This window comes from Roseovarius gaetbuli (assembly GCF_900172365.1).
Lineage (GTDB): Bacteria > Pseudomonadota > Alphaproteobacteria > Rhodobacterales > Rhodobacteraceae > Roseovarius > Roseovarius gaetbuli.
Window position 1 is genome coordinate 45,966 of record NZ_FWFJ01000019.1, and the last position, 23,601, is coordinate 69,566.

Sequence of the window (23,601 nt, forward strand, 5' to 3'; positions counted from 1 at the left end):
TCAGAGATGGCATTTAAACCGCTGCACGACCGCGTGCTTGTTCGCCGCGTTGAAAGCGAAGAGAAAACTGCCGGCGGACTGATCATCCCCGACAGCGCAAAAGAAAAACCCAGCGAGGGTGAAGTTGTTTCCTGCGGCGAAGGCGCACGCAAGGACAACGGCGAGCTGATCGCAATGGCTGTAAAAGCCGGCGACCGCATCCTGTTCGGCAAATGGTCGGGCACCGAAGTGACGGTTGATGGCGAAGAGCTGTTGATCATGAAAGAAAGCGACATTCTGGGTCTGATGGCATAAGGCCCGGTTTTCAAACCGCCTTATTTTCCCATCAACACTAGATACACAAAAAACGGGAGCACCTGAAAATGGCTGCAAAAGACGTACGTTTTTCTACAGACGCCCGCAATCGCATGCTCAAAGGCGTCAACACCCTGGCCGATGCGGTTAAGGTGACACTTGGCCCCAAAGGCCGCAATGTGGTTCTGGAAAAATCCTTTGGCGCACCGCGCATCACCAAAGACGGTGTATCGGTTGCCAAGGAAATCGAACTGGAAGACAAGTTCGAAAACATGGGCGCGCAGATGGTCAAAGAAGTGGCCAGCCGCACCAATGACGAAGCAGGCGACGGCACCACGACCGCCACTGTTCTGGCCCAGGCCATCGTCAAAGAAGGCATGAAATCGGTTGCCGCCGGCATGAACCCGATGGACCTCAAGCGCGGTATCGACATGGCGACCAACACAGTGGTTGCCGCGATCAAAGCCGCCTCGCGACCTGTCAATGACAGCGCCGAAGTTGCCCAGGTCGGCACCATCTCGGCCAACGGCGAAGCGGAAATCGGTCGTCAGATCGCAGACGCGATGCAGAAAGTCGGCAACGAGGGTGTCATCACCGTCGAAGAGAACAAAGGCCTGGAAACAGAGACCGATGTTGTCGAAGGCATGCAGTTCGACCGCGGCTACCTGAGCCCCTATTTCGTCACCAACTCGGACAAGATGATTGCCGAGATGGAAGACTGCATGATCCTGCTGCACGAAAAGAAACTTTCGTCGCTGCAGGCCATGGTTCCGCTGCTCGAGCAGGTGATCCAGAGCCAGAAGCCGCTCTTGATCATTGCCGAGGACGTTGAAGGCGAAGCGCTTGCAACCCTCGTGGTCAACAAGCTGCGTGGCGGTCTGAAAATCGCTGCGGTCAAGGCCCCCGGCTTTGGCGATCGTCGCAAGGCAATGCTTCAGGATATCGCAATTCTGACCGGTGGTCAGGTGATCTCCGAAGATCTTGGCATGAAGCTTGAATCCGTCACCATGGACATGCTGGGTTCGGCCAAGAACATCACCATCACCAAAGACGAAACCACCATCGTCGACGGCCACGGTGAAAAAGCCGAGATCGAAGCACGGGTCACACAGATCCGTCAGCAGATCGAAGACACCACAAGCGATTACGACCGTGAAAAACTGCAAGAGCGCGTGGCCAAACTGGCCGGTGGTGTTGCTGTTATCCGCGTTGGCGGCATGACCGAAATCGAAGTGAAAGAGCGTAAGGACCGCGTCGACGACGCCCTGAACGCCACGCGTGCGGCCGTGCAAGAAGGTATCGTTGTGGGCGGCGGTGTTGCCCTCGTTCAGGCGGCCAAGACCCTTGCGGGTCTGGAAGGCGCCAACAGCGACCAGAACGCCGGGATCATGATCGTTCGCAAGGCGCTTGAAGCGCCGCTGCGTCAGATCGCCGAGAATGCTGGTGTTGACGGTTCGGTTGTTGCGGGCAAAATCCGCGAGAGCGAAGACCTCAAGTTTGGCTATAACGCGCAGACCGACGAATATGGCGACATGTTCAAGTTCGGCGTGATCGACCCGGCCAAGGTTGTGCGCACCGCTCTGGAAGACGCATCCTCGATTGCAGGCCTGCTGATCACCACCGAAGCGATGGTTGCCGACAAACCCGCCAAAGAAGGCGCAGGCGGTGGCGGCATGCCCGACATGGGCGGCATGGGCGGCATGATGTAATCTGCTGCACATCTGTGCTAGTGCATTGGGGTCGCCTTCGGGCGGCCCCTTTTTATTGGTGGGTGGACAAGTGAAACATACGCAATTCAGCCGCGAGATGCGGCGCGGGGAAGAACCGGCCGTGGCCGCCCTGTTAGAGCGCGCCTTTGGCGGGCAGGCCGAGGCGCGCCTTGTTGAAAAGCTGCGTCGGGCGGGGGATATCGCGGGCGAAACCGTGCTGCCCTCTGACGATGGCATCGTTGGATATTACGCCCTCTCGGTGATGCGCAGCCCCAAGACCTGGCTTTGCCTTGCGCCGGTGGCGATTGATCCCGACTGGCAGCGACAGGGGCATGGCCGCCGGATGATCGGCCTGTTGGCGGAATGGGCGCGCCTGAGCGGGTGTTATGTTGTCGTGCTAGGTCAGCCCGCGTTTTACACCCGCGCCGGGTTTAGCCTTGAGCGCGCCGCCAAACTGACCTCGCCCTATCCGATCACGAACACGTTGCTGGCGGGGCCGGGGACGGATGTGCCAGAACAGACCCTGATCTATCCCAAGGCGTTTGAGACCCTGTAATGCCCCTGTTTTTCCTCACGACATTGACCATGATCGCCTTTGCGGCCAATTCGGTGCTGAACCGTCTGGCCCTTGCCGGGGGCAGCATTGATGCCGCGAGCTTTGGCGCGATCCGGCTTGTGGCGGGGGCGGTGATGCTGGCGGGTTTATGTCTCGCGTTGCGCGGGCGGATTGACTTGCGCGGGCCGGGGCGTGTCGCCGGGGTGCTGGCGCTCTTGGTCTATATCTACGGGTTTTCCGGGGCGTATAACGCGCTTGATGCTGGGATCGGTGCGCTGATCCTGTTTGGCGTGGTTCAGATCACCATGTTCGCCGGCGGGCTTTGGGCGCGTGAGGCGATGCCGCCGCGCCGCTGGATCGGGGCGCTTGTGGCCTTTGGCGGGCTGGCCTGGCTGCTCTGGCCCGGTGCCGGCCCGGTGATAAGCCCGCTGCACGGGCTGTTGATGGCGCTGGCCGGGGTCGGCTGGGGCATTTATTCGCTGGTCGGGCGGCTCAATTGCGACGCGCTTCAGGCGACGGCGGCGAATTTCATTCTGGCGGCGCCGGTCGGTGTGGTGCTCACCCTACTTTGGCCAAGCGGGCCGGGCGGGGCCGAGATCGGGCGCGACGGGATTCTGCTGGCGATTGCCTCGGGCGCGCTGACCTCGGGGATTGGCTATGCGATGTGGTATTCGATCCTGCCGCGGATCGGCGCAAGCGTGGCGGCGGTGGCACAATTGACTGTGCCGGTGATCGCCATGGCGGGCGGCATGATCTTTCTCGCCGAGGCGCTTGATATGCAATTCGTGATGGCGACGGCTCTGGTGCTGGGCGGGGTGGCGATCTCTGTTCTGCCGCTTGGGCGCGTCAGGCGCGATAGCTAACGCGCAGCACCTCAAGCTCGACCACGCCGGTGGGTTTGGGCCATTCCACGATATCGCCAACGCGGGCCTCGATCAGGGCGCGCGCCAGCGGCGAAAACCCCGCGATCAGGCGTTGCGCGGGGTCGGATTCATCCTCGCCAACGATGGTATAGCTGGTCTCGCGCCCGTCTTCATCGGCGACGGTGACGGTCGCGCCAAACAGCACCTGATCGCAGGGGCCTTCGGGCGGGGGCACAAGGATCGCGGTGTTCAGCCGCGTCTCGACATAGCGCAGATCGCGTTCGGCTACGGCCAGCGGGTGGAGGTCATCGAGGAATTCGCGCCCTTCGCGCAAACGGTTCACCTCGGCCTCAAGGCTGGCGTGGCGTGCCTTGAGCGCGGCCAAACCCTGCGGCGTGACGTGGTTGGGATGCCCGCTGATCGGCAGGTCGGGCAGGCGCTCGGGCGTGCTGCCGTCATCCTCTTTGGTAAAGGCTTTGTTCATCGTGTCACCGTACCAGCGTTTCAAGCGGATCATAGCCCATGCCGCGCGCAAAGGCGACATGCGCAAGGCTGTCGGGCTTGACGCGCAGGTCGGCCATTTCCTCGGCGCTGACAAAACGGCGACGGTTGACGACGGCCTCGGGGTCTTGCCAGTCATCGCTTAGCGCGCCGTCGGTGATGGTGCAGCGAAAGAAGATCTCGACCTGATGAAAGCCGCTTTTCGGCTCGTGGAATTCGTTCACAAGGCAGGGCGGGCCGACCCGGATGCGCAGCCCGGTTTCCTCAAAAACCTCGCGTTGGAGGTTGTCGGGAAGCGACGCGCCCGCCTCTGCGCCGCCGCCGGGGGCGCACCACAGATCGCTCTGCTGGTCCGGAAAGGCGTTGACCAGCAAAAGCCGCTGATCCTTGACGATCACGGCGCGGGTGGCGATGCGGATGCTCAAAGTGGTGTCTCCGAGTGGGAAAAGGGGCTGTTCAGCAGGGGCAAATATACCTATCTGAACCACATGAAACAGATGCTTTTCGTCCTTGGCCTTTGCGTCGGCATGTTCGCCACGTCCGCGCGCGCGGATTGCGTGGTGCTTTTGCATGGCCTGGCGCGTTCCGATACTTCGCTATTGGTGATGCAAGAGGCGCTTGAGGCGGCGGGCTATGACGTGTTCAGCCCCGATTACCCCTCGACCGAAGAGCGCATCGCAGAGCTTGCCGAAGAGACCCTACCATTCGGCGTGCGGGTCTGCGGCGAGACCAAGGTGCATTTCGTGACCCATTCGATGGGCGGCATTCTGTTGCGGTTCTGGCTCAAGGACAACCGCCCCGAGGATATGGGCCGCGTCGTCATGCTTGCGCCGCCCAATCACGGCAGCGAACTTGTGGATGAGTTGGGCGGGCTTGAGCTTTTCCAATGGATCAACGGCCCGGCCGGCGCACAGCTTGAGACCGGGCCCGAGGGTCTTCCGGAACAGCTTCCGCCGGTGGATTTCGAGCTTGGGGTGATTGCCGGCACGCGCTCGCTCAACCCCTATTATTCGAGCGTGATCGAGGGTTTGGATGACGGCAAGGTGTCGGTCGCCTCGACCAAGGTCGAGGGCATGGCGGATCACCTGACCCTGCCGGTGACGCATACCTTCATGATGAACAATCCGCTGGTGATCGCGCAGGTCGAGACTTTCTTGCGCGATGGCGCGTTTGATCACGACCTTACCCTTGGCGATGTGCTTTGGGGCTGGGTCGAGGAATGAGCGCGCTTTGCCTGACATTGACCGGGGCAGAGGTTCTGCGCCCCGAGGGTGTATCGGTTGAACCGCTCGGCATAAGCGACGGCGTGATCACCGATACCCCGACCGGGCGCGAGGTTGATCTGAGCGGTTTCATGGTGCTGCCGGGGATCGTCGATGTGCACGGCGACGGATTTGAACGCCACCTTGCCCCGCGCCGCGGGGCGATGAAGGACCTTGGCGAGGGGCTGACCGCCGCCGAGGCAGAGCTTGGCGCAAACGGCATCACCACCGCCACGCTGGCGCAATTCTATAGCTGGGAGGGCGGTATGCGCGGCCCGGAGTTTGCCGAGCGCGTTTTTACCAGCATCGCAAGCCTGCGTGCGCGCGTGGCAACCGACCTGCGCCCGCAGTTTCGCTTTGAGGTGGCGATGCTGGACGATTACGCGGCGGTGGCCGAGATGATCGCGCGCCATGATATCGGCTATGTGGTGTTCAACGACCACCTGCCGCATGAGGCGCTCGACAAGGGCAAACGCCCGCCGCGTCTGCATGGTCAGGCGCTTCGGATCGGGCGCAACCCCGAGAAACACCTGGAATTCATTCAAGGCCTGCATGCGGCGATGGGCGAGGTGCCCGCCGCACTTGACCGGCTAAGCGCCGAGCTTGTGGCGCGCGGTGTGCGCCTTGGAAGCCATGACGACCGCCGCGCAGATCAACGCCGCGCAGGCCGCGCGCGCGGTGTGGCGATCGCCGAATTCCCCGAGACAATTGAGGCCGCCGAAGAGGCCCGTGCGGGCGGTGACGCGGTGATCATGGGCGCGCCCAATGTGGTGCGCGGCAACTCTCACAATGGCAATGCCAGCGCGATCGAGCTTGTGGCGATGGGGCTGGTGGATGCGCTTGCCTCGGATTACCACTATCCCTCGCTGAAACGGGCGGCGTTTCTGCTGGCGGATGGCGGGCTGCTTGATCTGGCTGGGGCCTGGGGGCTTGTGTCGACAGGGCCTGCGCGGATTTTGGGGCTGTCTGACCGAGGGGCGCTGCGCGCCGGGCTTAGGGCCGATCTTGTTGTGCTTGAGGCAGGCAGCCGCAAGGTGGCCGCGACCATGGCCGCCGGGCGGATCAGCTATATGTCCGGCGAGGCGGCGGCGCGCTTTATTGGCTAGCCGCGCCGCAAGGGGCCTGCGGCGCGATGTGAGTATTTATGGAACGATGAAAGGCCTGTCGTCGCTTTACGTAACGATGCGGTTCACATGGCCCATTTTGCGGCCGGCTTTGACCTCGGCCTTGCCGTAAAGGTGGATTGCGGTATTGGCGGTTTTGGCAAGGTCCGGGACGCGGTCCATGTCATCGCCGATCAGGTTTTCCATCACCACGTCGGCATAGCGCGTTCCGTCGCCCAAGGGCCAACCCGCAACGGCGCGGATATGCTGTTCGAATTGATCAATCGTGCAGCCCTGTTGAGTCCAATGGCCGGAATTATGCACCCGAGGGGCGATTTCGTTGACGATCAGGCCTTTGTCGGTGACGAAAAGCTCGACCCCCATGACGCCGACATAGCGCAGCGTGTTGAGGATCTTGGCGGCCAGAAGCACCGCATCGGTGCGCTGCGCGCCGCTCAGGCGGGCGGGCACGGTGGTGGTGCGCAGGATGCCACCCTCGTGGACGTTTTCGCCGGGGTCAAAACAGGCCACATCGCCGGCCTCGTTGCGCGCGGCAATCACCGAGACCTCATGCGAAAACTCGACAAAGCCTTCGAGGATGGCGGGGTGGCCGCCCATGTCGGCCAGGGCCGTTTCGGCGTCTTCCGGGGTCATGATCCGGGCCTGGCCCTTGCCGTCATAGCCAAAGCGGCGGGTCTTGAGGATCGCAGGCAGGCCGATTTCGGCAATCGCCTCGGCCAGATCAACGGCGTCGTCGACGGCGGCGAAGGGCGCGGTTTGCAAGCCAAGATCGCTTAGGAAGGCCTTTTCGACAAGCCGGTCCTGGCTAATGCGGAGGGCCTTGCGACCGGGGCGAACGGGTTTGATCTTTTCCAGGATATCGAGGGCCGAGGTCGGGATATTCTCGAACTCGTAGGTGATGACATCGACGCTTTCGGCAAAGGCGCGCAGGGCGTCTTCATCCTCGTAGGCGGCGGTGGTGACGGCATGGGCCACGTCCGCCGCAGGCGGGTTGGCGCCCGGTTCGAAGATATGACAACGCAGGCCAAGGCGCGCGGCGGCCACAGAGAGCATCCGGCCAAGCTGACCGCCGCCAAGAATGCCGATGGTCGCGCCGGTGGGAAGGAGGTCAGTCATCGGTGGGTTCATCCGGAATTGAGGCCGAGAGGGCAATGCGCCAGTCGTCAAGCCGGGTGGCAAGGTCGGCGTCGCCATTGGCAAGGATCGCGGCGGCCATCAGGCCGGCATTGGCCGCCCCTGCGCCGCCGATGGCCATGGTCGCCACCGGAAAACCGCGCGGCATCTGCACGATGGAATAGAGGCTATCCACACCCGAGAGTGCCTTGGTCTGAACCGGGACACCGATCACCGGAACGCGGGTCTTGCTGGCCATCATGCCGGGCAGATGCGCGGCCCCGCCGGCGCCTGCGATGATCACCTGAAGCCCGCGCGCGGCGGCGGTTTTGCCATACTCCCAGAGCCGGTCCGGCGTGCGATGCGCCGAGACGATCTTGGTCTCATAGGCAACACCAAGTTCATCGAGAATTTGAGCGGCTTCACGCATGGTGGACCAGTCAGACTGACTTCCCATGATGATGCCGACTTTGACCTCTGTCATATCACGCCCCTTGCAATGAAGCGCGCACTATACTGATCGGCGGGGGTTACGCAATGATGTCCGGATAAAGCCGGTCTTCGATGCGGGCGATGATATCGCGCAGGTAAAGTTTCTTCTTTTTCAGGCGTTGCAGGGTCAGCGGATCGGCAATGCCATTGAGATGCAGGGCGCGAATTGCCTCGTCAAGATCGCGGTGTTCGCGGCGAAATTCCTCAAGCTCGACCCGCAGGACGTCTTCGGATTTCATCGACAGATCGCTATAGGCATTCATTTCTGGCGATTCCCTTGCACCGTTGAAGCCATAACATACTGAATTCGCGCCGTTTCGCAAAGCCCTTGCACGCGCGTTTCACAATCCCCATATTTCAGGGGCAGGTCGCCAAAACGGGGCCTGCGCAACGGACGGTCGCTTAGAGTCAAGGACGTGTCGATGACAAAGCTTACACTGGGGTCACACCCCTACATGCTTGGGTTTGAACAGCTTGAGCGGATGCTGGAACGCAGTGCGAAATCCGGCAATGAAGGCTACCCGCCTTTCAATATCGAGCAGACCTCGAATAATTCCTATCGGATCACGCTTGCCGTGGCCGGATTTGGCGAGGATGACCTGTCGATCACGGTCGAGGACCGCCAATTGGTGATCCGGGGCCGTCAGAATGACGAGGCCGAGGCCCGGCTATACCTGCATCGTGGCATTGCTGCGCGGCAGTTCCAGCGCTCTTTCGTGCTGGCCGATGGGGTCGAGGTGGGCGAGGCGATCATGGAAAACGGTCTGTTGCATGTCGACCTGACCCGCGCCCAACCGGAACCGGTTGTGCAGCGGATCAAGATAAACAAGGGGTAAGCCAAGATGGATACCAAATACGAATTCGACGCCAATGAGGCGCCTGCGATTGTCTATGTGCGGCCGGTCGAGGTTAAGGACCTGCCTGCGGAGATGCGCGAACAGGCGGGTGGGTTGACCACGATCTATGCGGTTCATACCGTGGATGGCGAGCGTCTGGCGCTTGTGGGCGACCGCAAGCTGGCCTTCATGCTGGCGCGTCAGAACAACATGGACCCGGTCGCGGTTCACTAACTCCAACGATAGGCAGGGCCCGCGATGACCAGCTATGAGTTTGATTGGGTCGATGCCTTTAGCGATTAGCCGTTCGGCGGCAATGGCTGTGCCGTGGTGCATGATGCGGGGGCCCTGAGTGGCGAGACCTGTCAGGCTTTCGTGCGTGAAACGTCACTTGTGGAATGCACCTTTCTGGAACCCTCCGATGTGGCCGATATCAAGGTGCGTTATTTTCTGGCGAGCCGGGAAATTCCCTTTGCCGGGCATCCGACGATTGCGACGGTCGCCTCTTTGGCGCGGCGCGGTCTGACGCGCGGGGCAGAGCTTGTGCTGGAAACCGGCGCGGGGCTTGTGCCGGTGACGATTGACGCAAGCGAGGACACACCACGCATCACCATGACGCAAGTGGCGCCCCAATTCGGGCCTGACCTGCCGCGCGACCTTGTGGCGGCTGTGGGTGGCATCGAGCCGGACGATATCATTGCCGGGCCACAGCTTGTGTCGACCGGCCTACCGTTTTGCATCACGCTTTTGCGCGATCACGAGGTGCTGCGCCGGGTGGCGCTTGATCACGGCGCCCTGACGCGGTTGGCGGCGCATCTGGGGTATGATGGCATTGATATGCTAGAGCCGTTCTGGGTTACCCTGAATGGCGCGACCGCGGCGGGGGATACATTTTCACGCCTCCTTATTGCGCCGCCGAGCCCGCCCGAGGATGCCTTTACCGGTTCGGCGACCGGTGCGATGGCGGCCTATCTCTGGCGGCACGGATTGATCGACAGCCCGCGGTTTGTGGCCGAACAGGGGCATTGGATGGGCCGTGCAGGGCGCGCAGAGGTCGAGGTGCTCGGCCCGCCAGAGGCCATTACCGGCGTGCGGGTGTCCGGTCAGGGGCGGGTGCTTATGTCAGGGCAGTTGCATTTGTGAGGCTCTGACAAAGCCGATTGCCCAAGCGGGGCATTGCGCCTATCACCCTGCAAAAGCGAAGGTTGCGCATGCAAAGACCCACCCCCAGAGTTGCCATTTTGCCCTATGGCATGCCGCTTGGCTGGCGGCCTTCCCGGATTGGTCTTGATCGGCTGATCTGGCCCCTTGGCACGCCGGAGGGGATCGCGGGGCAGACGTTGGCCGATCTGACGCCCGATGATCACCTGATATTGCCGCCACGCGATACGCTGCATTTTCGGCTTGGGTTCGGGACGCGGGCGAAGGTGTCGGTGATGTTCATGGAGCCGCGCGCCATTCACAGCCATCACATGCATTTTTTGCGGCTTAGCCATCGACGGTTTCACCGGGTTCTGTCGGCCGATGAGGTCTTGCTTGGGCAGATACCGAACGGGGTGTTTTTCCCGTTTGGTGACAGTTGGGTCACGGATTGGCGCGAGGTTACGACCGAAAAGACCGCAATGTGCTCGTTGATCGCCTCGGCCAAACGCTCGCAAGAGGGGCATAGATTGCGCCATGAGGTTGTCGAGTGGGTCCGCGCCGAAGGGCATGATGTGGATATCATGGGCATGGGATATAAGCCCTTTGCGGCAAAGTCCGAAGGGCTTGCACCCTATCGGTTTTCCATCGTGATCGAGAATGTGCGCGAGCGGAATTACTTTAGCGAAAAGCTTGTGGATGCGATCTTGTGCCGGTGTGTGCCGATCTATTGGGGCTGTCCCAATATCGGGGATTTCTTTGATCCGGCGGCGATTATCCAATGCGAAAGCGCCGCTGATGTGCGCCGCGCGATCGAGCAGATGTCAGAGGCGGAATTCGAGGCGCGCGCACCCGCGCTTGCCGCGATGCGTTCCCGCGCCGGAGACTTCGCCGATCTGCACCGCCGCGCGGCCGAGGCGGTTTTGGCCAGCAGTTGAGACATTCAAAAGGGCCGCCCCAAAGAGGCGGCCCTTGGTTGATTGATCGAAAGGGGCAATTCAGCCCGCGATAAGGCCCATCTGTTCAAGCTTGAGGATCACCTGATGGGCGGAGTTGTCGACATCGGCGCCTTCGGTTTCCACGCGCAGCTCGGGCATCTCGGGCACATCATAGGGGTCTGAAATTCCGGTGAATTCCTTGATCTTGCCTTCGCGCGCCAGCTTGTAGAGACTCTTGCGGTCGCGGCGTTCGCATTCCTCGATGGTGGTGGCGACATGCACTTCGATGAAGGCGCCGAATTGCTCGATGTCTTCGCGCACGGCCCTGCGTGTAGACGCATAGGGGGCGATCGGCGCACAGATCGCGATGCCACCATTCTTGGTGATTTCAGAGGCAACATAACCGATCCGGCGAATGTTGAGGTCGCGGTGTTCCTTGGAAAAGCCAAGCTCTGAACTCAGGTTTTTGCGCACGATATCACCATCGAGCAAGGTTACCGGGCGACCGCCCATTTCCATCAGCTTGACCATAAGGGCATTGGCGATGGTGGATTTTCCCGAGCCGGAAAAGCCAGTGAAGAACACGGTAAAACCTTGCTGCGAGCGTGGCGGGCGGGTGCGGCGCAACTCGGTCACCACCTCGGGGAAGGAGAACCATTCGGGAATCTCAAGCCCCTCTTGCAAGCGACGGCGCAACTCGGTGCCCGAGATATTCAGGATGGTCACGTCATCCTTGTCCTCGATCTCGTCCATCGGCTCGTATTGGGCGCGTTCCTGCACATAGACCATATGTTTGAAATCAACCATCTCGACGCCGATTTCATCCTGATATTCGCGGAACAGGTCCTGTGCCTCGTAGGAACCATAAAAATCCTCACCAGCCGAATTTTTGCCGGGACCGGCGTGATCGCGACCGACGATGAAATGGGTGCAGCCGTGATTGGCGCGGATAAGCCCGTGCCAGACCGCTTCGCGGGGGCCGGCCATGCGCATGGCCAGGTTCAAAAGGCTCATCGTGGTGGTCGAGCCCGGATATTTGTCAATCACCGCCTCGTAACAGCGCACGCGGGTAAAGTGATCGACATCTCCCGGCTTGGTCATGCCCACAACCGGGTGGATCAACAGGTTGGCCTGTGCCTCTTTCGCGGCGCGAAAGGTCAGCTCCTGATGCGCGCGGTGCAGCGGGTTGCGGGTCTGAAACGCGACGACGCGACGCCAGCCCAATTTGCGAAACAGCGCGCGCAATTCGTTGGGGGTGTCGCGGCTGCCGCGGAAATCGTAATGTACCGGCTGCTGAATGCCGGTGACCGGTCCACCAAGATAGACCGACCCCGCCGTGTGATGCAGGTAGTTCACCGCCGGATGCGCATGATCGTCGGCGCCAAATACCTTTTCGGCCTCGCGGGCCTTGTTCGGGGTCCAGCGGTCGGTCACTGTCATCATGGCCAGGATCACGCCCTCTTGGTCGCGCAACGCGATATCCTGTCCAAGCTCCAGCCCTTCGGCGAATTTATCGCTGACATCAAGGGTGATAGGCATCGGCCAGAGCGCGCCATCGGCAAGGCGCATATTGTCGACAACGCCGTCATAATCGGCCTCGCTCAGAAACCCTTTGAGCGGGTTGAAACCACCGTTCATCAAAAGCTCCAGATCGCAAATCTGGCGCGGGGTCAAATCCCAGCTGATGAGGTCCGCAGCCTCGATTTTCAGCTTCCGGGCGCTTTCGTGCGAAACATAAAGCTCTGGAATCGGGGTAAGGTTTTGGTGCTGCATGGAAACCCTCGGGCAAATTGTAACGTGACTTGGGTTGCCGGATGCAACCGTGATTGCCCGTGGGATAGACCCGCAAAAGCGGTGAGATTCAAGAAAAACCAAGGAATACTGGCCAAAAGAGGCGAAAGTGACGCCGTGTTGCCGTTTGGGAGGACAAAGTTTCGGGCCGCGCTTGGGCCGCAACACAGATGTTTGGCCGCCGGTATGACCGGCGACCAATGCCGGGCCTGTGTTCAGTCGTCCTGCTCGGCGAGAAAGCGTTCGGCGTCAAGCGCGGCCATGCAGCCCATGCCGGCGCTTGTGACGGCCTGGCGGTAAATGTGGTCAGTCAGATCGCCGGCGGCGAAAACGCCGGGCACGCTGGTGCGGGTGCTGCCCGGTTCGACCTTGACATAACCGCCGTTGTGAAGCTCAAGCGTATCGGCCACAAGCTCGCTTGCGGGCGCGTGGCCGATGGCGATGAACACGCCCTTGCAGGGGATTTCGGTGATCTCGCCGGTGTCCACATGGCGCACGCGCACCCCTTCGACGCCCTTGGGGTTGGCGGTGCCGGTGACCTCGTCCAGCGTGTGATGCCAGAGGGTTTCGATCTTGGGGTTCTTGAAAAGCCGGTCCTGAAGGATTTTTTCAGCACGCAATTCATCGCGGCGGTGGATCAGCGTCACCTTCGAGGCGAAATTGGTCAGGAAAAGCGCCTCTTCCACGGCGGTGTTGCCGCCGCCGATCACGACAATCTCCTGGCCGCGATAAAAGAAGCCGTCGCAGGTGGCACAGGCCGACACGCCAAAGCCCTTGAACGCCTCTTCACTGGGCAGGCCAAGCCATTTGGCACGCGCTCCGGTCGAGAGGATCACCGCATCGGCGGTATAGACCGTGCCGCTATCGCCGCGCGCGGTAAAGGGGCGGGTTTTGACATCAAGTTCGGTGATGATATCGCCGATGATCTCGCATCCCATGGCCTTGGCGTGGGCCTCCATCCGAAGCATCAGGTCGGGGCCCTGCACCTCGGTATCGCCGGGCCAGTTTTCGACCTCGGTCGTGGTGGTCAATTGTCCGCCCGGCTCGATGCCCTGTACGAGGATCGGTTCCAACATGGCGCGGCTGGCATAGACGCCGGCGGTATAGCCAGCGGGGCCAGATCCGATGATGAGGCATTTGGTGTGACGGGTTTCGGACATGGGATATCTCTTTGATGTGCGGTTGCAATTCGGTTGGTCAAAGATATAGCGGCGGCGTGCCCGGCATGTAACCCCTTGCAACCCGGCTTTGCCGTTCCATATCCAGCCGGGCGTGCTGGGGAAATGATCTTGCGCAAGCGCGAAACATTATTGCGCGTGCCAGCCGGCGTGGTATAACAATCGCGAAGTCTGAAGGGGATGTAACATGGCGGTTTCCCGTCTTGATCCGATTGATCGCAAAATTCTGGCAGAGTTGCAGGCAGACGGTCGCATGACCAATGTCGAGCTGGCCAAACGCGTTGGCATTTCCGCGCCGCCCTGCCTGCGCCGGGTGCGCACACTTGAAGAATCGGGATACATTCGCGGCTATCACGCCGAGGTGGACGCCCGCGAGCTTGGCTTCGAGGTTCAGGTGTTTGCCATGGTCGGCCTGCAAAGTCAGGCCGAGGCCGATCTGAGCGCCTTCGAGACCCGCTGCCGCAACTGGCCGCTTGTGCGCGAATGTCACATGCTCAATGGCGAGGTGGATTTTATCCTCAAATGCGTCGCCCCCGATCTAAGCACCTTTCAGCGCTTTTTGACCGAGGAATTGACCGCTGCGGATAATGTGGCGAGCGTCAAGACTTCGCTTGTCATCCGTGTCGCCAAGGACGATCCGGGCGTGCCCTTCGATATCCTTGAGGCGCGGCTGACGCAGTCGGCTTAGGCGATTTCCAACCCTTCGGGCGATGACAGCGGCAGGCGCAGATGCGCCATGGCGCCGAATTGGTGCGGCTCGCGGATATGCGGGAACAACCCCAGAAACAGCCGGAGCATGTTCCGCCCAAGCGTGCGCTCGAATCCCGGCGCGGGATGAAAGCTTTCGGCTTCAAGGCCGTTGGCGATGATCGTGGCATGACGGCGCAGGCAGAGGTGATAGACGCTCACCGGGCGCTGTGGGCGGATCTCGATCGCATGGACACCATCGGCAAGGTTGCGCGCAGGGGTCAAGACATGATCCCCGCCGATATTTGCGCGCATGTTGCGCGGACGGGTCAGGATACGCGCGCCCGGTCCGGCCAGAAAATCCGCCATCGGGCGACCAATGCCAAAGGAATCGGCCATGATCCGCGTCAGGATTGTCGGCTCAAACCCTTGGGCGTCATGCGCCGGGGCCAGGGTCATCGAGCCGATCCACATCACCGGCATAGGCCCGTGTTCGGCGGTCACAAGCTTGGTGCCGGGGGTCAGATCCTCGATCGCGACGGGGCCCTGCGTGGTGGTGATCAAGGTGCCGCGGGCAAAGGCGGAAAATGCAGCTTCAAACAAAGGCAGCGCCGGGCCGACCTGTTCGTCGTCGATGATCCGGCCGTCTTCGGCCTGCCAGGACGTGCGGTATTTGCGCATCAACATGGCCTTGCACTCGGGGGCAGCGGTGCGATCTGGCATGCGGGAAACGGCAGTGTTTTGCGCAGGTTGCGCAGTCCAGCGGGGAATCGTCATGTTGTGTCACCATACTTGGGTCGTCACAACCGCGTCGGCCCCCACCGACAACGACAGAAGGACAAGTTCTGTTTACGTTATGGTAAGAATATGCCGCGCGCCGCCAATTTGGGTCAAGTTTTAGGGGGTATTGTTCCGGCTCTGCGGGCAATCGCAGGGATGCGCGGGTTTTGTTGCGCATCGGGCTTCAGGTTTGCCACATTCCGAGTGAATGGCCCCCGAATCGTAGGGCGCATCACAAAAGGCCACCCTCTGGAGATGGGTGGCCTTTGAGTGGTAAGCAGTTACTGAGCTACTGAACTGAAGGTACACAGGCCATGACGGCCTATGCAGTTTTCACAGCCGCGGGCAAAGACACAAGGCGTGCGCGCTTGGTGGTCTGCCGGATGCTGCGGTGAAAGGGCAGGGTCGGGGCCTGTTGTTTGCTGTTGTCCACGACCGATTTCAACCATCGTTTTTTCATTGCTCTCTCCTCGGGTCGTCTTTTGGCGCTTGGGCGCATTGTTTCGTTATCAGCAACTATGCCCCCGGTTTGGGGCCAAGTTTTGGCAGGGATAAAGAAAACCGAAAAAACCTGAGACTTTTTGAAGAGGTGCCCAGAGAGTGATTTGAATTTTAATTAAGGTGTTGAAAAATTGCGGAAAATCTTGGCGACATGTGGCCAATCCAGAGGTTCTCGGGGGATTGTTTCCGTTAAATGCGGCGGCAATCTGCGCGCCCGCGCCTAGGTGTTGCCCCAATCAGAGCCGGATCACCGAAATCAGCCGCCCATAATCGGCCTCGCCTGCATGGGTGGTGCGGCGATAGGAATAAAACCGGTCAGGATCGCCATAGGTGCAATGGCGGGTCCATTCGGCTTGTCCCACCCCGGCGCTGCGCAGCCGGTGCAGGCCATAGGCCGGCAGGTCGAATTGATAGTGACCATTCAATCCATTGGCGAAAAACCGGCTGTTCTGCGGGTCTTCGATCATGAAGGTCTCAAGAAACTCGGGACCGACCTCATAGGCGCTCTGGCTGATCGAGGGGCCGATGACGGCGCAGATATCTTCGCGGTTGGCGCCAAGCGCCTCCATCGCGTCAATCGTGGCCTCAAGCACACCGTCAAGCGCCCCGCGCCATCCGGCATGGGCGGCGCCGATCACGCCGGCATTGGCATCGCCAAACAAAACCGGCTGGCAATCGGCGGTCAGCACCGAGAGCGCAAGCCCCGGCGTTGCCGTGACCAGGGCATCGGCGCGCGGGCGTTCGGCCAATGGGCCGGTCGCGGCGATGACATCGGCGGAATGCACCTGATGCACACCAAGCATGTGGTCGGGCGCCACCTGCATCGCCTCGGCAACGCGGGCGCGGTTGATGCTGACGATTTCGGATTGGTCCGACGACCCGGCGCCGCAATTCAGCCCGGTAAACACGCCCGAAGACGCACCGCCCCGCCGGGTAAAGAACCCGTGGCGAAAATCAGAGAGGCTATCGGCGGTCAGGATTTCGAGCGTCATGTTTCAAGTCCCGGTGGCGGGCTGGCAGATTTGGGAAAAAGCCCAAGCACTTTAAAGAGCGTCGCCATTTCCGCAGGGTCGGTCAAGCGCCGATGTGCCGCGATGTGATTTTCCAGCGCCTCGCCGTCAAGGTTGCGGGCAAGCGCCTGCGCCCGCTGGGTGATGCCAAGACGTTCCAAAAACACGCCCTGCGGCGTCAGGCGGGTATGGGCGGCGGGGCTGGCGGCTTTGGCCAAAGCCTCGAAATCCACATGCGCGGTCAGGTCGGCATTGCCCGGATTCGCCAGCGGATCGGCGGCGGCGTGGCCCTCAAGCGCCTGAAACGTGTCGCCAAGCGAGCGCCAGTCGCCGTAATCAATCACCAAGGCCGCGCCGCCGTGGGCATGGATACGCGCGCCGATGGCTTTGATGCCCGCCTCGGCAGGGGCGCAGGTCTCGACCAGATCACCGGGTTTCGTGTCGTCAAGGCGATGGGCAAGCTGCGGCAAAGCGGTTGGCCCGCCGAGACCAAAGGCAAGCTGGCCCTCTTTCAACCCGATCAGCCGCTCGCGCCAGCCGCCGCCGTCACGTTCGAACTGGCGGATCGGCAGGGCGTCGAAGAATTCGTTCGCCACAAGGAAAAGTGGCATCTCGGGCAGGGCGTCGGCGCGCTCGTGAAAGGTGATGTCGGGCCGAGCAATCACCTTGCTCTGGATATCGCGCAGGGTCGGCGAGGTCTCGATCAGGTGAAGCTCTGCGGCGTCGTGAAACCCCGGCACACCCTTGGTGGCGCGCAGGATATCTGCCATCAGGGTGCCGCGCCCCGGCCCGGCCTCGGCGAGGGCAAAGGCGTCGGGCGCGCCCTGATCCAGCCAGCATTGCGCAAGGCACAGGCCGATAAGCTCGCCAAACATCTGGCTGATTTCCGGCGCGGTGATGAAATCGCCGCTCGCGCCAAACGGATCGCGGGTGGCGTAATAGCCGTGCTCGGGATGCATAAGGCAGCTGGCCATGTAATCGGCCAGCGTGATCGGCCCGCCCTCGCTTATCCGGGCAATCAGGTGGTCACGCAGCCCCCTCATGCAGGGCGCGACCGTTTCGCCCAGGCGACCATCGCAAGGCCAAAGGCGATCATCGGCAAAGACAGCAGCTGTCCCATGCTGAGGCCCAAGCCGCCCATTTGCACCGCATAGCCCATGGGGTTGTCGGGGGTGATGAACTGCGCGTCGGCCTGACGGACAAATTCGACGATAAAGCGAGAGACGCCGTAGCCTGCGAAAAACAGGCCGGTGATCCGGCCGCGTTCTTTGAGGGCGTCGCGGCGATAGGCCAGAAAGACAAGCACCGCGCCAAGGATAAGCCCTTCAAGCGCCGCCTCGTAGAGTTGCGAGGGGTGGCGCGCGCAAATCCCGATCACATCCGGGCAATCCTGTGCCGCCGCGCCGGGAAAGGCCACGCCCCAGGGCAGGCTGGTCGGGCGGCCCCAAAGCTCTGCGTTGATGAAATTGGCGATCCGCCCCAGCAAAAGACCGATCGGCGCCACCATGCAAAGCACATCCGCCACCGAAAGCCAGGGCGCTCCCTGACGCTTGGAGTAGAGGATACAGGCCGTCACGACCCCCAAAAGACCGCCGTGAAACGACATGCCGCCCTGCCAGACCTGAAGGATCTGAAGCGGGTTTTGCAGGTAATAGGCAGGTTGATAGAACAGCACGAACCCAAGCCGCCCGCCTAGGATCACGCCAAGGATCACCCAGGTCAAAAGATCCTCGACCTGCAAGGGCGTCATCGGGGCGCTTGCATCGCGCCACAGATGCGGGCGCTTGACGCTGGCCACCACAAGCCGCCAGCCCAGAAGAATGCCGACGATATAAGACAGCGCATACCACCGCAGCGCGAATTCAATCCCGAAGAGGGAGAGGGTGAAAATCTCGGGCGAGATATCGGGAAAGGGGATCATGGCCTGCATATGCGTCTCTGTGCCTCTGGTCGCTGGGGGAAGTCAACCTTGTGATGCGCGCGTTTTGGCCCATATAAGGGGGAAGTGTAACGCCGGAGAGACCCATGCAAACCCGTAACAAAGTGCTCGATGATATTTCGCAACTCATGACCAACGCCATGGGCGTGGCGCAGGGCGCCAAGACCGAGGCCGAAACCGCGATGAAATCCATGATCGACCGCTGGCTTGCGGACCGCGATTTCGTCACCCGCGAAGAATTCGACGCCGTCCGCGCCATGGCGCAAAAGGCGCGCGAAGAGAACGAAGTGCTCAAGGCACGTTTGGACGCGTTAGAGACGGCGGGCAAATAGGCGACCTATTGGGATTTGGCGGTCGTTTCGCCAAGCCGCCCAGCCCGGAAACAAGGCGTTTGCGCCGCCGGGCCAGCGACGGCCCGTTCCGGCGGGCTGGCGCTTTGATGAAGTAAGCACTCCGATCTGAGATTTGATGCATTTGGCACGCATTAAGTGCCCCACTCAAATGGTGCGGCGCAATCCCACGGGCCGTCGCTGGCCCGGCAACCTTGCGAAAGAGGCGGCGCCTTGCAGAGGGGCGATCCTGCCATCCGCTTAAATGAAAAACGGCGCTTTCCTTACAGGGTGACGAGCCGATAAATCCCGCTCTCCCTTGTGGGAGTTTCGATTTCATCCACAACTTATTGTGGTTATCCACAACAAATGGCTTTACAGGCTACGCGAAAGACCGCACCATATCTTGTATTGGCGGTGGGACTAGCCCCCGTTGATAGAGCAGGCACCTAGCGCTTGGGGTGCATCGCGATCCCCGCGCTATAGCAAAAGAGGTGGTGCAATGGCCCTTTCCGAGCAGTTCTTGCAGGACGATATTCACCCGATTGATATCGTCGAACATATCGCTGAGCATCACGACTGGGATTTCGACCGGATCGGCGATGATCAGATCGCAATGGCCGTCGAGGGCCAGTGGCGCACCTATTCGATCACGCTGGCCTGGTCGGGCTATGACGAGACCCTGCGCCTTGTCTGTACCTTCGAGATGGAGCCGCCAGAGCACAAGATGCCGGTGCTCTACGAGATGCTGAACGACGTCAACGATCAGTGCTGGGCCGGGGCGTTCACCTGGTGGGGCGAACATAAGCTGATGGTCTATCGCTATGGTCTGGTGCTGGCGGGTGGGCAGGATGCCTGCCCCGAGCAGATCGACACGATGATCAACGCCGCCGTGATGAGCGCCGAGCGCTATTACCCGGCGTTCCAGCTTGCGATCTGGGGCGACAGATCGCCCAAGGATGCCATGCAGGTCGCCATTGCAGAGGCCTTTGGTCGCGCGTAACACTTGCCTCCGCAATGTGATGAATGCAGCGGGGACGATACGATGAACATGGATCATGTGGCCGAAAACGGTCTGGTTTTGCTGGGCTGTGGCAAGATGGGCGGTGCCATGCTGCAAGGCTGGCTGGCGCAGGGATTGCCGCCGACTTCAGTTTCGGTGATTGATCCCAACCCGTCGGACTGGCTGCGCGGCACCGGGGTTGGCATCAACGGTGATCTGCCCGAAAATCCCGCCATCGTTCTGATCGCTGTCAAACCGCAAATGATGGGCGAGGCTCTTCCGACATTGGCGGCGATGGGCAATGGCACGACGTTGTTTGTGTCGGTCGCGGCCGGCACGCCGATTGCCGCCTTCGAGGCGGCGCTGGGTGCAGAGAGCCCGATTGTGCGCGCCATGCCCAACACCCCCGCCGCCGTTGGGCGCGGCATCACTGCAATCATCGGCAACGCCCATGCAAGTGCGGCGCAGGTCGATCTGGCCGAGATGCTGTTGCGCGCCGTCGGTCAGGTGGTGCGGCTAGACACCGAAGATCAGATGGATGCGGTCACCGGCGTCTCGGGCTCTGGTCCGGCCTATGTGTTTCACATGATCGAATGCCTGGCAGCGGCCGGCGAGGCGCAGGGGCTTGCCCCGGCGCTTGCCATGCAGCTTGCGCAGGCGACGGTGGCCGGGGCCGGTGCCTTGGCCGAGGCCGCCGATGAAACCCCGGCGCAATTGCGGGTCAATGTCACAAGCCCCAATGGCACCACGCAGGCCGGTCTTGCGGTGCTGATGGACGAGGAAACCGGCCTGCCGCCGCTGATGCGCAAGACGGTTGCGGCGGCGGCGGATCGCTCGCGGGAGCTTGGGCAATGACCGAGATCACGTTTGACGATTTCCTCAAGGTCGATATCCGCGTTGGCCGCGTCACCCGTGCCGAGGCTTTTCCCGAGGCGCGCAAGCCCGCGATCAAGCTCTGGGTCGATTTCGGGGGTGAGATTGGCGAGAAGAAAAGCAGCGCGCAGATCACCGCGCATTACGATCCCGAGACGTTGATCGGGCGTCAGGTCATGGCGGTGGTCAATTTCCCACCACGCCAGATCGGCAAGTTCATGTCGGAAATTCTCGTTCTCGGGTTGTCCGATAGCAATGGCGAAATCGTTCTGGTAAGCCCCGATCAAGAAGTTCCAATCGGAGAAAGATTGCATTGAAACGTGTCCTGCTGACCCGGCCGCTGCCGGATCGCGTGGTGGAAGCCGCGCGCACCCATTTCGAAGTTGAATTGCGCGACGATCCCGCGCCCCTGAAGCTTGGCCAGATGCGCGGCGCATTGGCGCTTTATGATGGGGTATTGCCGACGCTGGGCGATATGTTTTCGGCAGAGGTCTTTGCCGATGCGGAGAACCCTCGCTGTAAGATCCTGGCGAATTTCGGGGTTGGGTATAACCACATTGATGCGGCTGCGGCGCGGGGCGCGGGGATCAGCGTGACCAATACGCCGGGTGCCGTGACCGACGCCACCGCCGATATCGCAATGACCCTGATCCTGATGAGCGCGCGGCGCGCGGGCGAGGGCGAGCGGATGGTGCGGGCGGGCAAATGGCCCGGCTGGAACCCGACGCAGATGCTTGGCCTGCATGTCTCGGGCAAGACCGTGGGCATCATCGGCATGGGCCGGATCGGTCAGGCGATTGCGCAGCGCTGTCACTATGGCTTTGGCATGGATGTGATTTATTACAACCGCTCGCCGAAACCGATGGAGTTTCCCGCGCGTCAGGTCGAGAGCCTTGAGGCATTGGCGGCGCAGGCCGATATCGTGGTGGTGGCGGTGCCCGGCGGGGCCGAGACCCATCATATCGTCGGCAGCTCGGTGTTCGAGGCGATGAAGCCAAGCGGGCATTTCGTCAATATCGCGCGCGGTGACGTGGTGAATGAGGCCGCGCTGATCGCCGCGCTGCAAGCGGGGGCCTTTGCGGGCGCCGGGCTTGATGTCTATGAAAAAGAGCCGATCGTGCCCGAGGCCCTCAAGGCGATGGAGAACGTCACGCTTCTGCCGCATCTGGGCACTGCTGCGCTTGAGGTGCGCGAGGCCATGGGCCTTATGGCGGTGGAAAACCTGCGCGCGTTCTTTGCCGGTGAAATCCCGCCCAATCTTGTGAACTGACCCAAGCCCCCGGCCATCGACCGGCGCGCCCGGTGGCGGACGGGGGATTTGAGTGCAAGTCGCACGCCGCTTGCGATCACCCCGATCAGCGACAGCACGGTGATCGACCTTGGCGCGCGTGCGCTTACGCTGGTGCCGTGGGAAACCGCGCATAGCGAAAGCGATCTGACGGTGTTTGATACCGCAACGGCGACGCTCTTTGTCGGCGATCTGCTGTTTGATGAGCATAGCCCGGCGCTTGATGGCTCACTGCTTGGCTGGCTCAGGGTGCTTGACGAGATGGGCACGCCGCCCCCCGCCCGCGTGGTGCCGGGGCATGGCGGGCCGGTGTTGGATTGGCCCAAGGGCGGCGAGGCCTTGACGCGATACCTTGAAACCCTGCGCGACGAGACCCGGATTGCCGTGGCCGAGGGGCTACGCCTCTCGGAAGCGGTGGCAACGGTGGGAAAGGACAAGGCCGATAATTGGCATCTGTTCGAGCTGTTTCACCGGCGCAACGTGACGGCGGCCTTTACCGAGTTGGAGTGGGAATAGCGGCGCTAGAGCATGCCGCGTTCACTCAAAATTCACGCGGCATGCTCTAACTTATTGATGGCGCATGTTCGAGAAGCTCAAAACCGGTTCCCACTTTTGAGCGACATGCTCTAATCGCCAATTCGCGCCGCCAGCATCTGGGCAATCGCATAAAGCCGCTTTTCCAGAAGGACCGGCGTTTCACAGGCATAGGTTAGCGACAGCGCGCGGTCGCGAAACACCCGTTCACGCCAATCAAGGTCGGCCTCGATCTGATCGATTCGGTCAAAATCGGGCGTCTCGGCGGCGGTCAGGCTGGCAATCTCATTGCGCATGGCGCCGATTTCATCGGCCATCCGCGCCTGATTGCGGGCATAGCGGGTGATTCCGCTCATCAACAGGCTGCGGCGTTGGTTGAGGCGCTCGAACACATCCGCAAAAATCGCGTTATAGTCGGCGCGCCCCAGAGGAGGCGTGCCATTGGCGGCCTCGTCAATCGCCTTTTCGGCCTCATCAAGACTGATTCGCCGTAGTGCCAGAAGTTGAGCGAGCTCGGCCGTGATTGGCGCCAGTTCTTCCGTGTCCCCCTGATTTTCACCTTGATAGGGCCACATCACTGCGGCCGAGAGCGTATCAACCCTACGCTGAACGCAGGGCCAGTCAGGATCATGCGATCCCGCCGCGTAAAGCGGAGAAATCCAAATAAAACAAATACCTAATAGATTTGGTAAGAACTTCATTTCAACCTCTACGACTAAGGTCTTACTGAGCGATAGAGCAATCTTGGCACATATTGTCACAGTAAGAAACAGGCTGATTTGAAAACCTTGCTTTGAGGCGAATCGCCAAAGGGTTGTATCGTAAAGATACGAGGGAGGATGAACTTTATGAGGACACGC

The 23,601-nt window shown here is 61.3% G+C and carries 29 protein-coding genes and 1 pseudogene; 17 read left to right on the top strand and 13 right to left on the bottom strand.

The annotated features are described in order from the left end of the window. Positions 1–6: 6 nt before the first annotated feature. From ROG8370_RS10815 to ROG8370_RS10830, 4 genes are all read left to right on the top strand, one after another. Positions 7–294 (top strand): co-chaperone GroES, encoded by a 288-nt coding sequence (locus ROG8370_RS10815; protein WP_085827100.1) that lies wholly within the window; start codon positions 7–9, stop codon positions 292–294. A 68-nt stretch (positions 295–362) separates the two neighbouring features. After that, positions 363–2,003, top strand: a complete 1,641-nt coding sequence (gene groL, locus ROG8370_RS10820) for a chaperonin GroEL (protein WP_085827101.1) — start codon at positions 363–365, stop codon at positions 2,001–2,003. Between the two features lie 70 nt (positions 2,004–2,073). Continuing rightward, a complete protein-coding gene (locus ROG8370_RS10825; RefSeq protein ID WP_139838108.1) occupies positions 2,074–2,559 on the top strand; it encodes a GNAT family N-acetyltransferase in 486 nt (161 codons plus the stop codon). Continuing rightward, the gene (locus tag ROG8370_RS10830; RefSeq protein ID WP_085827102.1) at positions 2,559–3,422 is read left to right on the top strand and encodes a DMT family transporter; all 864 of its coding nucleotides are present in this window, start codon (positions 2,559–2,561) and stop codon (positions 3,420–3,422) included. Before ROG8370_RS10825 ends, ROG8370_RS10830 begins: the two co-directional genes overlap by 1 nt. On the opposite strand, the gene ROG8370_RS10835 is transcribed toward ROG8370_RS10830, so the two are convergent. Together ROG8370_RS10835 and ROG8370_RS10840 are read right to left on the bottom strand one after the other, a co-directional pair. Then, the gene (locus ROG8370_RS10835; protein WP_245827321.1) at positions 3,406–3,939 is read right to left on the bottom strand and encodes a GreA/GreB family elongation factor; all 534 of its coding nucleotides are present in this window, start codon (positions 3,937–3,939) and stop codon (positions 3,406–3,408) included. The two genes, ROG8370_RS10830 and ROG8370_RS10835, sit on opposite strands and share 17 nt — an antisense overlap. Continuing rightward, positions 3,911–4,348 (bottom strand): NUDIX domain-containing protein, encoded by a 438-nt coding sequence (locus ROG8370_RS10840; RefSeq protein WP_245827323.1) that lies wholly within the window; start codon positions 4,346–4,348, stop codon positions 3,911–3,913. Before ROG8370_RS10840 ends, ROG8370_RS10835 begins: the two co-directional genes overlap by 29 nt. 72 nt (positions 4,349–4,420) lie before the next feature. Between ROG8370_RS10840 and ROG8370_RS10845 the strand changes: the two genes are divergently transcribed. Beyond that, positions 4,421–5,146 carry an alpha/beta fold hydrolase gene (locus ROG8370_RS10845; RefSeq protein ID WP_085827105.1) on the top strand — a complete coding sequence of 242 codons (726 nt, stop codon included), beginning with the start codon at positions 4,421–4,423 and terminating at the stop codon, positions 5,144–5,146. Beyond that, on the top strand, positions 5,143–6,291 hold the full coding sequence (locus tag ROG8370_RS10850) for an alpha-D-ribose 1-methylphosphonate 5-triphosphate diphosphatase (RefSeq protein ID WP_085827106.1): 1,149 nt from the start codon (positions 5,143–5,145) through the stop codon (positions 6,289–6,291). The genes ROG8370_RS10845 and ROG8370_RS10850 overlap by 4 nt, the downstream gene beginning before the upstream one ends. A 66-nt stretch (positions 6,292–6,357) precedes the next feature. Here the strand turns inward: ROG8370_RS10850 and ROG8370_RS10855 are convergent, their stop codons facing one another. Genes ROG8370_RS10855 through ROG8370_RS10865 form a run of 3 tightly spaced genes read right to left on the bottom strand, consistent with a single transcriptional unit; the run spans position 6,358 to position 8,177 of the window. Continuing rightward, positions 6,358–7,425: a 5-(carboxyamino)imidazole ribonucleotide synthase gene (locus tag ROG8370_RS10855; protein WP_085827107.1), complete on the bottom strand. Its 1,068-nt coding sequence runs from the start codon at positions 7,423–7,425 to the stop codon at positions 6,358–6,360. Continuing rightward, positions 7,418–7,906 (bottom strand): 5-(carboxyamino)imidazole ribonucleotide mutase, encoded by a 489-nt coding sequence (gene purE / locus ROG8370_RS10860; protein WP_073198271.1) that lies wholly within the window; start codon positions 7,904–7,906, stop codon positions 7,418–7,420. Before purE ends, ROG8370_RS10855 begins: the two co-directional genes overlap by 8 nt. A 46-nt stretch (positions 7,907–7,952) precedes the next feature. Then, positions 7,953–8,177: a YdcH family protein gene (locus ROG8370_RS10865; RefSeq protein WP_073198272.1), complete on the bottom strand. Its 225-nt coding sequence runs from the start codon at positions 8,175–8,177 to the stop codon at positions 7,953–7,955. A gap of 159 nt (positions 8,178–8,336) precedes the next feature. Between ROG8370_RS10865 and ROG8370_RS10870 the strand changes: the two genes are divergently transcribed. The 4 genes and pseudogenes from ROG8370_RS10870 (at position 8,337) to ROG8370_RS10885 (ending at position 10,828) form a co-directional block, all read left to right on the top strand. After that, entirely contained in the window at positions 8,337–8,750 is a 414-nt protein-coding gene (locus tag ROG8370_RS10870; RefSeq protein WP_085827108.1) for an Hsp20 family protein, read from the top strand. A gap of 6 nt (positions 8,751–8,756) precedes the next feature. Next, positions 8,757–8,984, top strand: coding sequence for a DUF1150 family protein (locus tag ROG8370_RS10875; RefSeq protein WP_073198274.1), 228 nt, complete (start codon positions 8,757–8,759; stop codon positions 8,982–8,984). Positions 8,985–9,008: 24 nt separating this feature from the next. Next, positions 9,009–9,893: pseudogene (locus tag ROG8370_RS10880) on the top strand (PhzF family phenazine biosynthesis protein). A gap of 68 nt (positions 9,894–9,961) precedes the next feature. Then, a complete protein-coding gene (locus tag ROG8370_RS10885; RefSeq protein ID WP_139838109.1) occupies positions 9,962–10,828 on the top strand; it encodes a glycosyltransferase family 10 domain-containing protein in 867 nt (288 codons plus the stop codon). A gap of 60 nt (positions 10,829–10,888) precedes the next feature. On the opposite strand, the gene ROG8370_RS10890 is transcribed toward ROG8370_RS10885, so the two are convergent. Further along, positions 10,889–12,601 carry a bifunctional sulfate adenylyltransferase/adenylylsulfate kinase gene (locus ROG8370_RS10890; protein WP_085827109.1) on the bottom strand — a complete coding sequence of 571 codons (1,713 nt, stop codon included), beginning with the start codon at positions 12,599–12,601 and terminating at the stop codon, positions 10,889–10,891. A 233-nt stretch (positions 12,602–12,834) separates the two neighbouring features. Beyond that, the gene (gene trxB, locus ROG8370_RS10895; RefSeq protein ID WP_085827110.1) at positions 12,835–13,779 is read right to left on the bottom strand and encodes a thioredoxin-disulfide reductase; all 945 of its coding nucleotides are present in this window, start codon (positions 13,777–13,779) and stop codon (positions 12,835–12,837) included. A gap of 205 nt (positions 13,780–13,984) precedes the next feature. Here trxB and ROG8370_RS10900 point away from each other — a divergent pair, with 205 nt between their 5' ends. Continuing rightward, positions 13,985–14,485: an Lrp/AsnC family transcriptional regulator gene (locus ROG8370_RS10900; protein WP_073198278.1), complete on the top strand. Its 501-nt coding sequence runs from the start codon at positions 13,985–13,987 to the stop codon at positions 14,483–14,485. Here ROG8370_RS10900 and ROG8370_RS10905 read toward each other — a convergent pair. The 5 genes from ROG8370_RS10905 to lgt all read right to left on the bottom strand — a co-directional run bounded on the left by ROG8370_RS10905 (position 14,482) and on the right by lgt (position 18,705). Beyond that, positions 14,482–15,207 carry a Hint domain-containing protein gene (locus ROG8370_RS10905; protein ID WP_245827325.1) on the bottom strand — a complete coding sequence of 242 codons (726 nt, stop codon included), beginning with the start codon at positions 15,205–15,207 and terminating at the stop codon, positions 14,482–14,484. The genes ROG8370_RS10900 and ROG8370_RS10905 overlap by 4 nt on opposite strands. A 379-nt stretch (positions 15,208–15,586) precedes the next feature. Continuing rightward, entirely contained in the window at positions 15,587–15,724 is a 138-nt protein-coding gene (locus tag ROG8370_RS20565; RefSeq protein ID WP_170925222.1) for a hypothetical protein, read from the bottom strand. 277 nt (positions 15,725–16,001) lie between these two features. Further along, complete coding sequence (gene pgeF, locus ROG8370_RS10910; protein WP_085827112.1) at positions 16,002–16,757, bottom strand: peptidoglycan editing factor PgeF; 756 nt, start codon at positions 16,755–16,757, stop codon at positions 16,002–16,004. Then, positions 16,754–17,818, bottom strand: coding sequence for a class I SAM-dependent methyltransferase (locus ROG8370_RS10915; RefSeq protein WP_085827113.1), 1,065 nt, complete (start codon positions 17,816–17,818; stop codon positions 16,754–16,756). The genes pgeF and ROG8370_RS10915 overlap by 4 nt, the downstream gene beginning before the upstream one ends. Then, positions 17,815–18,705, bottom strand: coding sequence for a prolipoprotein diacylglyceryl transferase (gene lgt / locus ROG8370_RS10920; protein ID WP_085827114.1), 891 nt, complete (start codon positions 18,703–18,705; stop codon positions 17,815–17,817). The genes ROG8370_RS10915 and lgt overlap by 4 nt, the downstream gene beginning before the upstream one ends. A gap of 95 nt (positions 18,706–18,800) precedes the next feature. On the opposite strand from lgt, the gene ROG8370_RS10925 reads away from it, so the two are divergent. The 6 genes from ROG8370_RS10925 to ROG8370_RS10950 all read left to right on the top strand — a co-directional run bounded on the left by ROG8370_RS10925 (position 18,801) and on the right by ROG8370_RS10950 (position 22,723). Then, positions 18,801–19,046, top strand: a complete 246-nt coding sequence (locus ROG8370_RS10925; RefSeq protein WP_085827115.1) for an accessory factor UbiK family protein — start codon at positions 18,801–18,803, stop codon at positions 19,044–19,046. A gap of 499 nt (positions 19,047–19,545) precedes the next feature. Then, positions 19,546–20,046, top strand: a complete 501-nt coding sequence (locus tag ROG8370_RS10930; RefSeq protein WP_085827116.1) for a type III secretion system chaperone family protein — start codon at positions 19,546–19,548, stop codon at positions 20,044–20,046. A gap of 42 nt (positions 20,047–20,088) precedes the next feature. Continuing rightward, positions 20,089–20,901 carry a pyrroline-5-carboxylate reductase gene (proC, locus tag ROG8370_RS10935; RefSeq protein ID WP_085827117.1) on the top strand — a complete coding sequence of 271 codons (813 nt, stop codon included), beginning with the start codon at positions 20,089–20,091 and terminating at the stop codon, positions 20,899–20,901. Continuing rightward, complete coding sequence (locus ROG8370_RS10940) at positions 20,898–21,236, top strand: tRNA-binding protein (RefSeq protein ID WP_085827118.1); 339 nt, start codon at positions 20,898–20,900, stop codon at positions 21,234–21,236. The genes proC and ROG8370_RS10940 overlap by 4 nt, the downstream gene beginning before the upstream one ends. Further along, positions 21,233–22,189: a 2-hydroxyacid dehydrogenase gene (locus tag ROG8370_RS10945; protein WP_085827119.1), complete on the top strand. Its 957-nt coding sequence runs from the start codon at positions 21,233–21,235 to the stop codon at positions 22,187–22,189. Before ROG8370_RS10940 ends, ROG8370_RS10945 begins: the two co-directional genes overlap by 4 nt. Positions 22,190–22,237: 48 nt before the next feature. After that, positions 22,238–22,723 carry an MBL fold metallo-hydrolase gene (locus ROG8370_RS10950; RefSeq protein WP_245827326.1) on the top strand — a complete coding sequence of 162 codons (486 nt, stop codon included), beginning with the start codon at positions 22,238–22,240 and terminating at the stop codon, positions 22,721–22,723. A 110-nt stretch (positions 22,724–22,833) separates the two neighbouring features. Here the strand turns inward: ROG8370_RS10950 and ROG8370_RS20940 are convergent. Then, positions 22,834–23,601, bottom strand: a 768-nt coding sequence (locus ROG8370_RS20940) for a hypothetical protein (RefSeq protein WP_245827329.1), incomplete at its 5' end; no start/stop codon positions are given.

Coding starts and splice junctions, on each gene's coding strand:
- ROG8370_RS10815 (WP_085827100.1), top strand. CDS start 7: ATGGCATTTAAACCGCTGCACGACCGCGTGCTTGTTCGCCGCGTTGAA.
- groL (WP_085827101.1), top strand. CDS start 363: ATGGCTGCAAAAGACGTACGTTTTTCTACAGACGCCCGCAATCGCATG.
- ROG8370_RS10830 (WP_085827102.1), top strand. CDS start 2,559: ATGCCCCTGTTTTTCCTCACGACATTGACCATGATCGCCTTTGCGGCC.
- ROG8370_RS10835 (WP_245827321.1), bottom strand. CDS start 3,939: ATGATCCGCTTGAAACGCTGGTACGGTGACACGATGAACAAAGCCTTT.
- ROG8370_RS10845 (WP_085827105.1), top strand. CDS start 4,421: ATGCTTTTCGTCCTTGGCCTTTGCGTCGGCATGTTCGCCACGTCCGCG.
- ROG8370_RS10850 (WP_085827106.1), top strand. CDS start 5,143: ATGAGCGCGCTTTGCCTGACATTGACCGGGGCAGAGGTTCTGCGCCCC.
- ROG8370_RS10855 (WP_085827107.1), bottom strand. CDS start 7,425: ATGACTGACCTCCTTCCCACCGGCGCGACCATCGGCATTCTTGGCGGC.
- purE (WP_073198271.1), bottom strand. CDS start 7,906: ATGACAGAGGTCAAAGTCGGCATCATCATGGGAAGTCAGTCTGACTGG.
- ROG8370_RS10865 (WP_073198272.1), bottom strand. CDS start 8,177: ATGAATGCCTATAGCGATCTGTCGATGAAATCCGAAGACGTCCTGCGG.
- ROG8370_RS10870 (WP_085827108.1), top strand. CDS start 8,337: ATGACAAAGCTTACACTGGGGTCACACCCCTACATGCTTGGGTTTGAA.
- ROG8370_RS10875 (WP_073198274.1), top strand. CDS start 8,757: ATGGATACCAAATACGAATTCGACGCCAATGAGGCGCCTGCGATTGTC.
- ROG8370_RS10885 (WP_139838109.1), top strand. CDS start 9,962: ATGCAAAGACCCACCCCCAGAGTTGCCATTTTGCCCTATGGCATGCCG.
- ROG8370_RS10890 (WP_085827109.1), bottom strand. CDS start 12,601: ATGCAGCACCAAAACCTTACCCCGATTCCAGAGCTTTATGTTTCGCAC.
- trxB (WP_085827110.1), bottom strand. CDS start 13,779: ATGTCCGAAACCCGTCACACCAAATGCCTCATCATCGGATCTGGCCCC.
- ROG8370_RS10900 (WP_073198278.1), top strand. CDS start 13,985: ATGGCGGTTTCCCGTCTTGATCCGATTGATCGCAAAATTCTGGCAGAG.
- ROG8370_RS10905 (WP_245827325.1), bottom strand. CDS start 15,207: ATGCCAGATCGCACCGCTGCCCCCGAGTGCAAGGCCATGTTGATGCGC.
- ROG8370_RS20565 (WP_170925222.1), bottom strand. CDS start 15,724: ATGAAAAAACGATGGTTGAAATCGGTCGTGGACAACAGCAAACAACAG.
- pgeF (WP_085827112.1), bottom strand. CDS start 16,757: ATGACGCTCGAAATCCTGACCGCCGATAGCCTCTCTGATTTTCGCCAC.
- ROG8370_RS10915 (WP_085827113.1), bottom strand. CDS start 17,818: ATGAGGGGGCTGCGTGACCACCTGATTGCCCGGATAAGCGAGGGCGGG.
- lgt (WP_085827114.1), bottom strand. CDS start 18,705: ATGCAGGCCATGATCCCCTTTCCCGATATCTCGCCCGAGATTTTCACC.
- ROG8370_RS10925 (WP_085827115.1), top strand. CDS start 18,801: ATGCAAACCCGTAACAAAGTGCTCGATGATATTTCGCAACTCATGACC.
- ROG8370_RS10930 (WP_085827116.1), top strand. CDS start 19,546: ATGGCCCTTTCCGAGCAGTTCTTGCAGGACGATATTCACCCGATTGAT.
- proC (WP_085827117.1), top strand. CDS start 20,089: ATGAACATGGATCATGTGGCCGAAAACGGTCTGGTTTTGCTGGGCTGT.
- ROG8370_RS10940 (WP_085827118.1), top strand. CDS start 20,898: ATGACCGAGATCACGTTTGACGATTTCCTCAAGGTCGATATCCGCGTT.